Below are 13894 nucleotides of genomic sequence, written 5' to 3' on the forward strand. Positions count from 1 at the left end.
ACGAACCTGCATGCTGCTCTCCCATGAGTGCGCCGTGGACCGACCATGTCATCTGGTGGCAGGTCCACCCCTTGGGCTTCGTGGGCGCCGAGCGCGAGGCGCTGCCGCCCGGCGACGCTCCGCACCACCGCCTCGGGCGGCTCGAGCCCTGGCTCGACTACCTGCTCGAGCTCGGCTGCTCCGGGCTCGCTCTGGGTCCGGTGTTCGCGTCGGGCAGCCACGGCTACGACACCACCGACTTCTTCCGCGTCGACCCCCGCCTCGGCGACGACGCGGACGTCGACCGTCTCGTCGACGCCTGCCGGTCCCGGGGCATCCGCGTGCTGCTCGACGGCGTGTTCAACCACGTCGGCCGCGGCTTCGAGGTCTTCCGCCGCGCCGAGCTGGGCGACCCCGAGGCGCACCGCTGGTTCCGGTGGCACGGGGAGCGCCCCGAGTCCTTCGAGGGCCACGACCTGCTCGTCGCCCTGAACCACGACGAACCGGCCGTCCAGGAGCACGTCGGCGCGGTCCTGCGGCACTGGCTGCGCCGCGGCGCGGACGGGTGGCGGCTGGACGCGGCCTACCAGGTGCCGCACGCGTTCTGGCGCGCCGTGCTGCCGGGTGTGCGCGCCGAACACCCCGACGCCTGGTTCGTCGGCGAGGTGATCCACGGCGACTACGCCGCGTTCGTCACCCAGGCCGGCCTCGACGCGGTGACCCAGTACGAGCTGTGGAAGGCCGTCTGGAGCGCGCTCAACGACCGCAACTTCTACGAGCTCGCGCACGCGGTGGAGCGGCACACGGCGATGCTCGACACCTTCGTCCCGCAGACCTTCCTCGGCAACCACGACGTCACGCGCATCGCGAGCCGCCTCGACGACGACGAGCACCTCGGGCACGCGCTCGCGGTGCTGATGGGCGTCGGCGGAATCCCGACGATCTACGCCGGCGACGAGCAGGCGTTCACCGGCGTCAAGGAGGAGCACGAGTTCGGTGACGACGCGGTACGCCCGCCGTTCCCCGACGACCCCGCCGGGCTCGCCCCGTTCGGCGCCCCGACCCGCGAGCTCCACCAACGCCTCATCGGGCTGCGCCGGCGCCACCCCTGGCTCACCCGCGCCCGCACGACCGTCGAGCACCTCACCAACACGACCCTCGCGCTGCGCAGCACCGGCCCCGACGAGTCGATCCTCGTCCTGCTCTCCACCGACGACGACCCGCAGCGGTTCCCGGACCTGCCCCGCGGCGCGACGCTCGCGGAGTCCGAGGCGACCGACGACCCCCTCCTGCTCCCGCCGCACACCTGGCGCGTGCTCCGGGGATGAGCGCGATCCTCCCCGTCACGGCGCCGACGACGACCTGCCCCGGCCCGGGGCCGGGGTCGGGCTCGAGCTGATCGGTCGGCCCGAACTCGCGGCACAGCACTCGGCGCACGGCGCCCGAACCTCCGTCGCGCGCTCCCACGGTGGCGTCGCGGGCGGCGTGCCGGTGTCCACGGGCCCGACCGCGCGACGCCCGGCCCGGCGTGCGCGGATGATCGCCCGCACGCCGGCGCGGCAGGCCCGCGACGGCATGAAGCACGCCCGGGTGCAGCAGCTCTTCGTCGACGAGCTCGTGCCGCCGCGGCCACCCCCACGACCGCGCGTGCCTCATGGCCGCCGTCGGGATCGCGCGCGTCACCGAGGCGCTGACCCGCGGGCTCGAGGGCCAGGACGGCACGGAACGCGAGCGTCAGGACACTCCCAGCCGTTCCGCCGCCATCCGCGTCCCGGCCACGCGGTTGGTGATCTTCTGGAACGCCACCTCGCGGGCGAAGTCGGGCGAGCCGTGGTTGGGCTTCTCGTCGATCGAGAAGGGCGAGAAGCCGCAGTCGTCGGTGGAGCCGATCTGCCGGCGGTCGATGAAGTCGGCGGCGCGGACGAGCCGGTCGGCGACCTCCTCGGCGCTCTCCACCCGCGGGTTGCCCGGGTTGATCACGCCCAGGTAGGCCATCTGCGTCACGCCGTCGGCGTCGGTGCGCAGGTGCTTGCCGATGGACTCGTAGACGGGATCCTTCTCCCGCTCGCTGGCGAGCTGGATGAGGAAGTAGCCGGCGTCGATCTTGAACATCTCGGGCAGCAGGTTGTTGTAGGGCACGTCGGCGGAGTGCACCGAGTCGCGGTCGCCGCCCGGGCAGGTGTGGATGCCGATCCGCGTGCGCTCCTCCGGCGTGAAGCGCGCCATCACGCCGTTGATCAGCTCGACGAAGTGGGGGAGCAGGCCCGCGCCCGTCCACGGATTGCGCGGGTCCTCGCGCGTCGCGAGGCGCCCCTCGGTGAAGTCGACCGACACCCGCGCGGCGCCGGCGTCGAAGGCGAGGCGGATGTCCTTCTCGCACTCGTCGATCAGCTTCGCCTCGAAGTCCTCGCGGCTGTAGCCCTCCACCGGGTCGCGCAGCGGGTAGAGCAGGGCGAGCATGGACGGCGCGATCACCGCCTGCTTCATCGGCGTCGACGTCTTCCCGATCGACTTCCTCAGCGAGTCGGCGGCGTAGTTGACGTACTCGAACGGGCCTTTCACGAGCTTCGGCAGCTGACGGCCGTGGCCGTCGGCGAAGATCGCGAAGAACTGGCCGCCGGGTCCGAGCGAGGGCGCGAGGCCGGTGCCGGCGAGCGTGTCGGTGATCGGATAGGTGGCGAACGACGACCACCGCTGCTCGCCGTCGGAGATGATCGGGGCGCCGGTCGCCTCGTAGCGGGCGAGGGTGTCGTCGACGGCGGCCTCCTGCTCGGCCTCGAGCGCCGCCTTGTCGATCTTCCCCTCGTCGTACGCGGCGTACGCCTCCTGGAGCTTCGCGGGACGTGGCATCGAGCCCACCGGCTCGGTCGGGATCCCGGTGGCGGTGCGGGGGTCGTAGACGGCCGTCTGGTCGGGCATGGCGGTGCTCCGGTTCGTCGTCGCGACAGGGGAGCCGGCGCCGAACCTAGGCTGTGATCTAGATCACGTCAACGTCGTACTCGAGCTTCTTGTCGCCCGTACCGATGCGGACGTCCCCGTCCCGGCCCGATCGCAGTGCCCGGCGACATCTGGGTCGCCCTGACGTCGATCGGAAGGGCCGCTGCCGGATCGTCCACGCCGGTCAGGCTGGGGTCCGCTCGCGGGTCGGGGCGCGGCGCGAGAGCAGGTAGCCCGCGCCCGCGGCGAGCGGGAACATGATCACGCCGTAGACCGCCGCCGGTACCGCGAGCCGCTCGTCGCCGAGCACCGTCAGCGCCACCGCGATCGCGAGGGTGCTGTTGTGGATGCCGATCTCGAAGGCGGACGCCACCGACTGCCGGTAGCCCACCCGGAACAGTCGCGGCACGAAGAACCCCGCGGCCAGGCTGATCAGGCAGAACAGCGTGGTGACCACGCCGACGTCGGCGAGGTACGTCCCGAGGTTCTCGCGCTCGGCGAGCAGCGCGCCGGCGATCACGAGGACGAGGACCACCGCCGAGAGGATGCGCACGGGACGCTCGGCGCGCTCCGCCGTGGTCGGCGACAGGCGTCGCACCAGCATCCCGAGGACGACGGGCACCAGGACGATCGCGAAGACCTGCAGGATCTTGTCGAACTGCAGTCCGACCGACGACCCGAGCGGCGGCGCGAACCAGCCGAGGGCCAGGTTGACCACGAGCGGCAGGGTCAGCACGGCGATCACCGAGTTGACGGCGGTGAGCGTGATGTTCAGGGCGACGTCGCCGCGGAAGAGGTGGCTGAACAGGTTCGCCGTGGTGCCGCCGGGGGAGGCGGCCAGCAGCATCATGCCCACCGCGAGCACCGGGTCGAGGCCGAGGGCCACGACCAGCGCGAAGCAGACCGCCGGGAGCAGGAGGATCTGCGTCGCGAGCGCGACCCCGACGGCGCGGGGCTCCTTCGCGATCCGCGCGAAGTCGCCGACGGTGAGCGAGAGCCCGAGCCCGAACATCACCACGGCCAGGGCGAGGGGCAGGCCGACGGTCGTCAACGCGGTGTCCATGGGCTCTCCCGGGCGCCGGCGGCGGATGTGCGCTCATATTCGGGCAGTTCGGACGCTCCGGACAACCTCGGCGGCAAACCGGGAGCGGGGTCGGGCGACGCCCACCGTTCCCGCACGCTCCGCGAGGTCTCGCTCCCCGGGGAGTGCTGCTCGATGATGCCGTCGAGGCTCGTTCACGACGAGGTGTGGGCGCGGCGCGCTCCGCATCGCGTTCCGGCCCTCGTTCGGCCCCGGATCGTCGCCGCGACGCAGCCGCCGAGCGGGGTGGGACACCTGCGGTCCGGCGGGGTCATGACGCCGAGGCCTGCCCGGGCAAGGACACGATCAGCACCGTCGACAGCTCGATCCGCCGATGACCATGCCGAACGTGCCGCTCGCGGAAGAGGCCGGCGAGCGGCACCTCCCGTCGGCGGACGCGCTTTTCGATCATGCGTGCCGGGCCCGGTCGCGCGAGCGCCTCACCGGTCAGCGTTCCGGCGAAAGGTGACCCTCGCCGGTCTATTCGAGCGAAGGGGCCCTTCGGGCGGAACCGGCGGGCGCCTTTGCGGTACGACTGAGGCCGTGGGGAGCACGCTCGCGGAGCGGTACCGTCGGTTCGGCGAGGACGTCGCCGCGGTGTCGCCGCTGTACGAGACCGTGGCCGGCGCCATCAGCCGATCCGACGCCGCGCTGCGCGCCATCGAGCGAGCGCCCGCGCGGCACCGGCACCCCGCCCGGGTCCTCGCCGCCCTGCACGATCTCGCCCTCGCCGAGCGCGCGCCGGCACTGGCGAAAGCCTACGCCGACCGCGACGCCGACGCTGCAGCCCAGGCGGCGCTCGAGGTCCTGCACCACCACATCCTCGTCCTCTCCCGCACCCCGCGACCCGACGGGACCGGCCGCGCCACGGTGCTCCGGCCGCTCGTCGCCGAGGCCGCGCACCGCGTCGGCGCCGCGGCGACCGGGCTGGTCGACGTCGGCTGCTGCGCGGGCCTGAACCTGACCCTCGACCGCGTCGGCGTCACCTACGACGACGGGCCGACGCGGGGCGACGCGGCGAGCACCGTCCAGCACACCGCCCGGGTCGTCGGCGACCGGCCCGTCCCGGTACGAACGCTGCCCGAGATCGTCGCCCGCTTCGGCGTCGACCCCGACCCGGTCGACGTCACCGGCCCCGACGACGCCCGCTGGCTGCGCGCCTGCCTGCCCCCGGACCACGAGGACGCCCCACGGCGAGCCGCGGAGATCGCGCTGGCGCAGGAGACCGACATGACCCTGCTCTCCGGCGACCCCGTCGACCTGCTCCCGGACGCGCTCGCCCGCATCCCCGCCGCGGCGCTCCCCGTCGTCACCACCACCTGGACGCTCTCGACCCTCACGCTCGAGGGTCGCTTGCGCTTCGTCCAGCGCCTCGACGCCGCGGCGACCGACCGCCCGGTGGCGTGGGTGTCGGCGGAGGGCGTCGGGGTCGCGCCGGCGGTCCCGACGATGGGAGACCGGCCCGCCTCCGGCCACAGCATCCTCGGCCTCGTGATCCTCGGGCACGGGACCTTGCGCGCCGACGCCGTCGGTCGCTGCTGGTCCCGCGGCCGCCTCCTGTCCTGGCTGGCCGACGACTAAGAGCCACGACGCGAACACGGGCAGCGCCGGCCGGTCGCGTCCGGCGAGGAGCAGGTCGGCGAGGAGCAGGTCGGCCGCGGGTGACGCGACCTCGCCGCGGACCAGCGCCATGCACCGCACGACCTCCGGCTCGTCGAGCGGGTCAGCGGCGCACGAGAGGCATCGCGCCGCGCGTGACCGCCGCCAGGTAGACGTCCTCCAGCTGGCCGGCCAGCACGTCGAGGTCGTGGGCCCGTGCGAGCCGCGGACCCCGGCTCGCCGCGGCTGCCCGGCGCGGCCTGTCGGCGTGCAGAGCCTGGAGAGCGTCGGCGAGCGCGGCAGGACCGAGGTGCTCGGGCACCAGGACCCCGACGGCCGGCGGCACGACCTCGCGCAGCGCCGCGGTGTCCGGGCCCAGCACCGGCGTGCCGACGGCGAGCGCCTCGAGCGCGACGGTCCGCGACGCCGTCGCCGGCGCCCCCGGCGGCACGACGGCGACGCGTGCCGACGCCACTCGGGCGTGCTCGTCCCTCTCCTCGGCGAACTCGACCTGCTGGGTGAGACCCAGCTGCGCCGCGCACGCCCGCAGCGCGCCCTCGCGCGCGCCGCAGCCCAGCACCACCAGCCGGCCGCCGGACGACGGTGACGACGGTGACGACGGTGACGACGGCACCACGCGCGCCCAGGCGTAGAGCAGGGGGCGCACGACGTCCGGGTCGGCGCCCAGGCGCCCGGCGCGGACGACGACGTCGGGCTCGCGATGACGGGGCGCGGTCCGCACGGCGGCCGGGTCGATCCCGTCGCCGATCACCGCGACGTCGGCGCGGCAGCGCGCGGCGGTGAGCATCTCCGCATCGCCCGGCGCGCGGACGACCACCGAGCGGTGGGCGCGGACCGCCCACCAGCGCAGGCGCAACAGCGACGCCGACCGATCGGCGGGCTCCGGATCGGGCAGTCGGGTCGCGAGCGCCACCGCCGGCCGTGTCGTCCAGCGCGGCACCGCGAGCGGGCCCGGCGACGCGGCGATCTCCTCGACGACCACGTCGGCACGGGTGTGGCGGGCGGCGACGACCGCGGCGGCGACGTAGGCCAGCAGGCGCCCGGGCCGGGTCCACCCACGCCGCACGGGGTGGGTCCAGCGCACCATCCCGGGCCCGTGCTGCTCGATCCGGTCGTGGACGCCGGGCGACCGTGGGCTCAGCACGGTGACCTCGTGCCCGGCGGCGGCGAGGTGGCGGTGCAGCGCGGCGGCCCCGTCGGGGTCGGCGCCCGCGAGGTGCAGGACCCGCAGGTGCGGTCCCGACGGGACGTTCGGTGCGGGCGGCTCCACCTCGAGCGTCGCGTACGGGTCGTCCGGCACCGGAGCCGCGACCTCGGCGGCCGGGCGCAGTACGGGGTCGGCCGCCAGCGCGGCGCGCGGCGTCCCGGCGCGGACGTGGGCGGCCACCAGCGGGAGCCCGGCGAGCACGAGCGCGACGACGCCGACCGCGACGAGCCAGGCGGGCACCGACACTCGCGCCACCAGGAGGATGAGGAGCGCGAGGCCCGCACCGGCCAGCGGGCCGCGCACGTTCCGCGGAGCGGGCTCGCCGGTGAGCGACCCGCGCCGCCAGCGCACGAGCACGCCGAGCAGCCCGGCCCCGGCGATCGCGCCGCCGGCGGCCCCGACCACGAGCCCCGTGGACCCGGCCGGTGCCACCTCGGCGCCGATGGCGAGGCCCTCGCCGAGCAGGACCCCGGCGCCGAGGAGCCCGACCGCCGGCGCGACCCGGGTCCCCCACGCGAGGAGCCGCCAGACACCCACCGTGGTCATCCCGACCCCGGCGAGCGCCACGGCCCCGGCGGCCAGCACGAGCTCGGGCGAGGCCGGCGGCGGCACGACCGGTCCGATCAGCGCCGGCGGCACCGTGCCCACCACGGCAACGACCGGCAGCAGGACCCGGAGCACCGTGTCCGGTCGATCCTGCGGGCAGGTCGCGAACCCCACCGACATGCTGTCCTCCCGAGGAGCGTCCACCCCGTCGGTGACCGAGGGTCTCCCGGTCACGCGCGGTACAGGGCAGCGCCCCGCAGAGTCCAACGAGGAGGACCCGGAAGGGTGTCGCTCGGGAGGTCGTGATCAGGCGGCGACCGCCTCCGGTTCCCGCGTCGACGCGCGGTACGGGTCGGGGGAGAACAGCGCGGCGATGATCGTGATCAGCACCATCGCCGACATGTAGACCGCGATCCAGCCCCAGCCGCCGGTCGCGTCGAGCAGCGCGGTGGCGATCACGGGGGCCAGGCCGCCGGCGAAGACGCTCGCGCCCTGCGCGCCGATCGACGCCCCGCTGTAGCGGACCTCCGGCTCGAAGAGCTCGGAGAACCAGGCGGGCTGCGGCGCGTAGACCGCCGAGTTGCCGATGTTCACCGCGACCACCGTGGCGAGCACGATCCACGGCAGCGAGCGCGTGTCCAGCGCCCAGAAGTACGGCCAGCTCATGAGCAGCAGCACCAGCGAGCCCCAGAGCACGACCGGACGGCGCCCGAAGCGGTCGGCGGCCCACCCGTAGAACGGGATGCTGAGCAACCCCAGCGCCGACGACACGATCACGGCGAGCAGCAGGTCGCTGCGGGCCAGCCCGAGCACGACGGTGCCGTAGGTCAGGACGAACGTGGTGTGGATGTAGAACGTGCTGTTCTCGGCGAACCGCAGGCCCGCCGCGCGCAGCACGTTCAGCGGCTGGCGGCGCAGCACGGCGAGCACCGGCTGGCGCTCGATCTTCCCGGCCGACCGGGCCGCCTCGAAGACCGGCGACTCGGCCACCTTCAGCCGGATCACGATGCCGACGACGACGAGCACGATCGAGGCCAGGAACGGCACCCGCCAGCCCCAGGACAGGAACGCCTCGTCGGACATCAGCGACGACATGACCAGCAGCGAGAGGTTCGCGGTGAGCATGCCCGCCGGCACACCGATCTGCGGGAAGCTCCCGAAGAACCCGCGGCGTTTCGGCGGTGCGTACTCGACCGCCATCACCGCGGCGGCGCCCCACTCACCGCCGAGGCCGATGCCCTGCACGATCCGCAGCAGCACGAGCAGGATCGGTGCGGTGATCCCGATCGTCGCGTAGGTCGGCAGCAGGCCGACGACGAACGTGCCACCGCCCATCATCACCACCGACAGGACCAGCATCGACTTCCGTCCGATGCGGTCCCCGAAGTGCGCGAAGATCACGCCGCCGAACGGCCGGGCCACGAAGCCGACGCCGAACGTCGACAGCGCGAGCAGCGTGCCGGTGAGCGGGTCCGCGGTGGGGAAGAAGAGCTTGCCGAACACCAGTGCCGCGGCGGCGCCGTAGACGAAGAAGTCGAACCACTCGATGGACGTGCCGATCAGCGTCGCGCCCGCGACACGGCGGGTCTCCTGGGCCGTCGGCGGGTGCGGTGAACTCGGAGCAGGATGCATCGGTGGACCCCTGCCTTTCCGCCATGCGGAATCGGTCGCCGTGTGTGACCGGTACCATACGGAGCGCTTCGCGGGATCACCAGCACGTGCGAGCGACGAGCTACGCGCCGGGTCGACCTCGCCACTCAGCGGCCGTGACACCGCGCTGCCCGACCGCGCCGCGCAGGCCGACGCAGCCGATGCACCCCACGCAGTCGACGCAGTCCACGCACCCGATGCAGCCCACGCAGCGCACGCAGTCGACGCAGGCGATCGTGGCCAGGCAGAGCCGCAGTCGCACGCCGACCAGGGTGAGCACGCTGGCCAGGATCGCGACGCTGCCGGCCGTGCCCGCGCTGCCCGCGACGGCGACGCTGCCCGCGGTGGCGGCGCTGCCGGCGACCGCCACGCTGCCGGCGGTGGCCGCACTGCCCGCGACCCCGATGCTGCCGGCGGTGCCCGTGCTGTGGGCGACGCCGACGCTGCCGGCGGTCGCCACGCTCCCGGCCACCGCGACGCTGTGCGAGGTGTCGAGGCCGGCGGCGACGGCGATGCTGTCCTCGGTCGCCGCGCCGGCGACGGTGCTCCCGGTGTCCTCGTCCTCGGCCATGGTCGAGAGATTGCCGGGGCCGGGGAGGGGCGTCCAGGGTGCGATCAGGCGGGGCGCATGCGCAGCACCGATCCGACCGCACCGGCCACGATCGTCGCGACGACCGCGCCGCAGACGCCGACGGCGACGGGGGCCAGGCCCCAGACCTCGACCGCCGTGCCCGCGAGGAGGCTCGCGACGGCGGCGGCGAGGTAGCAGTACAGGTAGATCGCGGCCAGGGTGCCGGCCTGCGTGCCCTCCGGGCTGCGCTCGAGCAGGATCCGCATGGCGCCGGCGAACGCGACACCGAACCCGGCGCCGGCCACGACCGCGGCGACCAGGTACAGCGCGAAGCTCCCGACGGCGATCGCGGCGACGTAGCCCGCGATGCCCACCACGAGCCCGGCGGCGCCGCCGGTGAGCGCCCGCGCGGCGCGCATCCGGTTCGCGGCGAGCCCGGCGACCGGGCCGACCAGGTGGTAGACGGCGACCGCGAGCGCGCCGCTGAACGGACCGTTCCCGTCCAGCACCGATACCGCCAGCGACGGCGCGAGCGCTTGGGTGAAGCCGCCGAGGACGTAGGTGCCCGCGACGAGCACGCACACGGCGGGAAAGACGGGCCGTGCCGTCGGAGGGACGCGCACGACCGGGCGCAGCGACCGCAGCGCGCACGACCTCGTGGTCGAGCTCCGCTCCGCGTCGTCGCCCGGCCGCCGTGTCACGGTCTCCGGCAAGAAGAGCACGGCCACCGCGGCGGCGGCGAGCACGGCGGCGGTCACCACGAACGCCAGGACGGGGGCGGCCGCCGGAGCGAGGGCGACGGCGGTCCCGGAGGCGAGCGCGCCGATCGCGATGCCCCCGGGCGGTGCCCCGCTGGTCACGGCGCCGGCGAGGCCGCGGTGTGCCGGGGGCTCGAGGTCCACGACGAACGCCCCGAGCGCGCTGAGCGCGAGCCCCACCGAGACCCCTTGGATCGCCCGCCCGACGAGAAGGGGCGCCGCGGAGTCCACGGTGGCGAGGACCAGGGAGCCGGCCGCGCCGGCGAGCAGGGCCGGCACGGCCACCCGACGCCGTCCGAGGTGGTCGGAGAGGCCGCCACAGCAGAGCAGCGCGGCGAGCAGAGGCAGGATGTAGATCGCGAAGGCGCCGGTGAGCACGACCGTCGAGAGCCCGTAGGTCTGCTGGTAGACGACGTAGAGGGGCGCCGGGACACCCGCCGCGGCGGAGGTGGCGACGGAGGCGACGGAGGCGACGGTGAAGGTCGCGAAGCGGCCGTGGGTGCGGGTACGCAGCACCGGCCTCAGACCGTTCCGGCGCGCAACGACACGACAGCAGCGTAGGCCGACCTCCTCAGCCCAGCGGCATGATGTGCGCCCCGGCCTCGAGGAGTCGATCCCGGTGGGCGCGGCCGTGGTGGCCGCAGAAGGCGAGCTCCCCGCCGGCGGGCAGGAGGACGATCGACGCGGCGCGCACCCCGCACCGGTCGCAGGTCTCCCGCATGGTGGTCACGTCACGGGCAACGGCGCTGGTGATGGCACCGGCGGTCATGGCGCTCGCCTCCTTCGTCCTCGTTCTCCGATGGGACACGTTCTCCGATGAGGACACCGAGACTGCTCCGGCGGCGCCGGTGTCGGCAGGGTGTGCGCCCGCCGACCGCCGGGGGCCAACCCGACTCGTCGGCCCGCAGGACCCGGGTGGCCGAAGGGAATGTCCCGGGTGCGGTTGAGCCGGCGCGTCGCGGTCGGCTGGGACAGGACGTCCGGTGGCGTCACCTACGAGGTCGACACGGCCTTCGACTGCTCGACGGCGAGGCGGTCGACGAGGTCGTTCATCTCGTCACCCGAGTGGCCCTTGGTCCACCGGAAGGACACGTCCCCGCGCTCGTCGACCATGGTGATCAGCGGCTCCCAGAGGTCCCGGCTGACCACGGGCTTCTTGGCGCTCGTCGTCCAGCCGCGCGCGATCCAGCCCTTCCACCACCCGTCGCGGAAGCAGTTCACGACGTAGGTCGAGTCGCTGACGACGACGAGCGGGCCCTCGAGGGCGCGCACCGCCTCGAGGGCGGCGCGGATCTCCATGCGCTGGTTGGTGGTGCCGGCTTCGCCGCCGCTGTCCTGGCGGCCGTCACGGGTGGCCCACGCCCAGCCGCCGGGGCCCGGGTTCCCCGAGCACGCGCCGTCGGTCCACACCTCCAGGGCGCCCTCGACGGCAGGCATGTCCGGGCGCGGCGGCTTCTTCGCCCGGCTGGTCCCACCGGTCGCCTTCTTCGGCGCCGCCCCCGTGCCGGACGAGCCGGCGCAGTCCGCGTGCGCCCAGCGCTCCCCGGAGCGCGCGATCTCCTCGCCGGGGGTGACGGCGGAGGCGCAGACCCCGCACGTGGTGGCGTACTTCGCGGTCATCGGCACGGAACCAGGCTAGCCAGCGCGCGGGCGGCGATCAGTGGCCGTGACCCCTGCGCGCGGACCGGACCGCCCATGCCAGGCTCGCGAGCGCCACCGCGACGAGCAGGGCGACCGGTGACCACAGGTTCGCCGGGGCGGGCAGCAGTGCGCTGAGGAACGCGAACACCGCGCTCGCCGCCAGGACCAGGACGACCGTGCGCCACCGGAGCACCGGCTCGGTCGAGGAGGGGCACCGCGCGGTGCGGCCGTAGGCGGCCACGAGACGGTCGAACTCGCGGGTCTCCCGGGCGTCGAGCGGGCGTGCGTCGTCCCAGGGCGGGCGCGGTGAGGATGCGGACATGGACCACCTCGGGCCGGGTCGGTGGACCGAGAATCCTCCTCGCCTCCGAGTGTGACTACGGTGGTGCTCGCCACCAAGATGTTCCGGCCCGGGCACCCCCGCGGGCGCCGCCGATCACGATCCGCACGGCGCGCAGCGCCTCACCGGCTGCCGGTCGGCGGTCCGTCGATCACCGTCGGGACGTACTCGAGCAGTTGCAGCCGCCCGTCGATCGTCCGGCTCTCGACCAGCTCGAGGGCGACGTCGGGGTAGCCGTCGAAGATGCGGTTCCGCCCGGTGATCCCGGTGATCACCGGGAAGACGACCACCCTGAAGCGGTCCACCAGGCCGGCGCCGAGCAGCGCGCGCGTCAGGGACAGGCTCCCGACCGTGTGCAGCGGTCGCGGGTGGTCCTGCTTCATGGCGCGCACGGCCTCGACCGGGTCGCCGCGGACGAGCTCGGTGTTCGCCCAGGTCGGCGGCTCCCCGAGCGTCGACGAGAACACGACCTTGGGCTGGGCGGTCATCCCCGCCAGCTCGTCGGGCATGTCCTCCGCGTACCCCGCCATCAGACGGTAGGTGGTGGCCCCCAGCAGGGCGGTGTGCTCCGGCTCGTTCTCGAGCCACTGCAGGTACTCCGGGCCCTCCATGCCCCAGAACCCGGGCCAGCCCTCGCCCTCGCCGTAGCCGTCGAGGGTGATGATGAAGTCGACCATGAGGGTCGGCATGGCGTCCTCCTTTCGCTGCAAACAGTCCTGAAACTGTATTCAACGAAGAGGTTGAGCAGCAAGCCCTCAGAAGCCCTCGGAGTCGCCGCCCCGCGAGCCGAGCGGCCGCGTCAGACCCGCACCGCCGCCCGCACCTGCTCCCGGACCCAGCCCGCCACCTCGGCGACGGCCGGCGCGGTGCGGACCGACGTGAGGATCGTCGGGCGGCCCTCGCGCACCCGGGCGGCGTCGACGGCCATGCGGTCGACGTCGGCGCCGACCAGCGGCGCGAGGTCGACCTTGTTGACCACCAGCAGATCGGCGCCCGCCACGCCCGGGCCGCCCTTGCGCGCGACGTCGTCGCCGCCCGCGGTGTCGAGGACGAAGATCTGGCGGTCGACGAGGCCGTAGCTGAAGGTCGCGGTGAGGTTGTCGCCGCCGGACTCGACGAGGACGAGCTCGGGGTCGTGACGCTCGACGAGGTCCTCGACCGCGTCGAGGTTGGCGGTGATGTCGTCTCGGATGGCCGTGTGCGGGCAGCATCCCGTGCGCACGGCGACGATCCGGTCGTCGGGCAGGACCGCCTCGCGGCGCAGGAAGTCGGCGTCCTCGGTGGTGTAGATGTCGTTGGTCACCACCGCCAGCGAGAGCTCGTGGCGCAGCGCGCGGCACAGCGCCGCGACGAGGGCGGTCTTCCCGCAGCCCACCGGTCCGCCGATGCCGACGCGGACGGCCCGGCCGTGACGGTGGTGATCGTCCGGGGCTCCGCCGTTGAGATCCTCGGTGTCGAGTCGGTGCACCCCCGGATCATCCGCCCCCCGAGACCTCGATGTCCCTCCCGGAAACACGAGTGTCGCTCGGTCGTTGCGTCGCGAACACACACCGATCTCACGCTC

Annotated in this window: 14 protein-coding genes; 3 read left to right on the top strand and 11 right to left on the bottom strand. The window is 74.2% G+C overall.

All coding sequences use genetic code 11. The features are described from left to right. Window positions 1-23 precede the first annotated feature (23 nt). Window positions 24-1307: an alpha-amylase family protein gene (locus AC2A1K_RS04885; protein ID WP_483895202.1), complete on the top strand. Its 1284-nt coding sequence runs from the start codon at window positions 24-26 to the stop codon at window positions 1305-1307. Between the two features lie 406 nt (window positions 1308-1713). Here the strand turns inward: AC2A1K_RS04885 and AC2A1K_RS04890 are convergent, their stop codons facing one another. Both AC2A1K_RS04890 and AC2A1K_RS04895 read right to left on the bottom strand, forming a co-directional pair. Then, a complete protein-coding gene (locus tag AC2A1K_RS04890) occupies window positions 1714-2898 on the bottom strand; it encodes a uroporphyrinogen decarboxylase/cobalamine-independent methonine synthase family protein (protein ID WP_483895203.1) in 1185 nt (394 codons plus the stop codon). Between the two features lie 202 nt (window positions 2899-3100). Next, window positions 3101-3979 (bottom strand): bile acid:sodium symporter family protein, encoded by an 879-nt coding sequence (locus tag AC2A1K_RS04895; RefSeq protein WP_483895204.1) that lies wholly within the window; start codon window positions 3977-3979, stop codon window positions 3101-3103. A gap of 352 nt (window positions 3980-4331) precedes the next feature. Here AC2A1K_RS04895 and AC2A1K_RS04900 point away from each other — a divergent pair, with 352 nt between their 5' ends. Continuing rightward, on the top strand, window positions 4332-4466 hold the full coding sequence (locus AC2A1K_RS04900; RefSeq protein WP_483895205.1) for a hypothetical protein: 135 nt from the start codon (window positions 4332-4334) through the stop codon (window positions 4464-4466). 74 nt (window positions 4467-4540) lie between these two features. Then, window positions 4541-5578, top strand: coding sequence for a DUF2332 domain-containing protein (locus AC2A1K_RS04905; RefSeq protein ID WP_483895206.1), 1038 nt, complete (start codon window positions 4541-4543; stop codon window positions 5576-5578). A 142-nt stretch (window positions 5579-5720) separates the two neighbouring features. Here AC2A1K_RS04905 and AC2A1K_RS04910 read toward each other — a convergent pair whose 3' ends face one another. The 9 genes from AC2A1K_RS04910 to ureG all read right to left on the bottom strand — a co-directional run bounded on the left by AC2A1K_RS04910 (window position 5721) and on the right by ureG (window position 13798). Next, window positions 5721-7550 carry a glycosyltransferase gene (locus AC2A1K_RS04910; protein ID WP_483895207.1) on the bottom strand — a complete coding sequence of 610 codons (1830 nt, stop codon included), beginning with the start codon at window positions 7548-7550 and terminating at the stop codon, window positions 5721-5723. A gap of 126 nt (window positions 7551-7676) precedes the next feature. After that, window positions 7677-9002 (bottom strand): MFS transporter, encoded by a 1326-nt coding sequence (locus AC2A1K_RS04915; protein WP_483895208.1) that lies wholly within the window; start codon window positions 9000-9002, stop codon window positions 7677-7679. Window positions 9003-9102: 100 nt separating this feature from the next. After that, complete coding sequence (locus tag AC2A1K_RS04920; RefSeq protein WP_483895209.1) at window positions 9103-9591, bottom strand: hypothetical protein; 489 nt, start codon at window positions 9589-9591, stop codon at window positions 9103-9105. Window positions 9592-9635: 44 nt separating this feature from the next. Further along, a complete protein-coding gene (locus AC2A1K_RS04925) occupies window positions 9636-10865 on the bottom strand; it encodes an MFS transporter (RefSeq protein WP_483895210.1) in 1230 nt (409 codons plus the stop codon). 55 nt (window positions 10866-10920) lie between these two features. Next, window positions 10921-11118 carry a DUF7455 domain-containing protein gene (locus tag AC2A1K_RS04930; protein WP_483895211.1) on the bottom strand — a complete coding sequence of 66 codons (198 nt, stop codon included), beginning with the start codon at window positions 11116-11118 and terminating at the stop codon, window positions 10921-10923. A gap of 224 nt (window positions 11119-11342) precedes the next feature. Further along, window positions 11343-11969 carry a ribonuclease H family protein gene (locus AC2A1K_RS04935; protein WP_483895476.1) on the bottom strand — a complete coding sequence of 209 codons (627 nt, stop codon included), beginning with the start codon at window positions 11967-11969 and terminating at the stop codon, window positions 11343-11345. A 37-nt stretch (window positions 11970-12006) separates the two neighbouring features. Then, entirely contained in the window at window positions 12007-12312 is a 306-nt protein-coding gene (locus AC2A1K_RS04940) for a hypothetical protein (protein ID WP_483895212.1), read from the bottom strand. 140 nt (window positions 12313-12452) lie between these two features. Then, window positions 12453-13019 carry a dihydrofolate reductase family protein gene (locus AC2A1K_RS04945; RefSeq protein WP_483895213.1) on the bottom strand — a complete coding sequence of 189 codons (567 nt, stop codon included), beginning with the start codon at window positions 13017-13019 and terminating at the stop codon, window positions 12453-12455. A gap of 110 nt (window positions 13020-13129) precedes the next feature. After that, the gene (ureG, locus tag AC2A1K_RS04950) at window positions 13130-13798 is read right to left on the bottom strand and encodes an urease accessory protein UreG (protein ID WP_483895214.1); all 669 of its coding nucleotides are present in this window, start codon (window positions 13796-13798) and stop codon (window positions 13130-13132) included. Window positions 13799-13894: the final 96 nt, after the last annotated feature.

The sequence above is a fragment of the Actinomycetospora sp. 2LY8.5 genome (genome assembly GCF_057180585.1).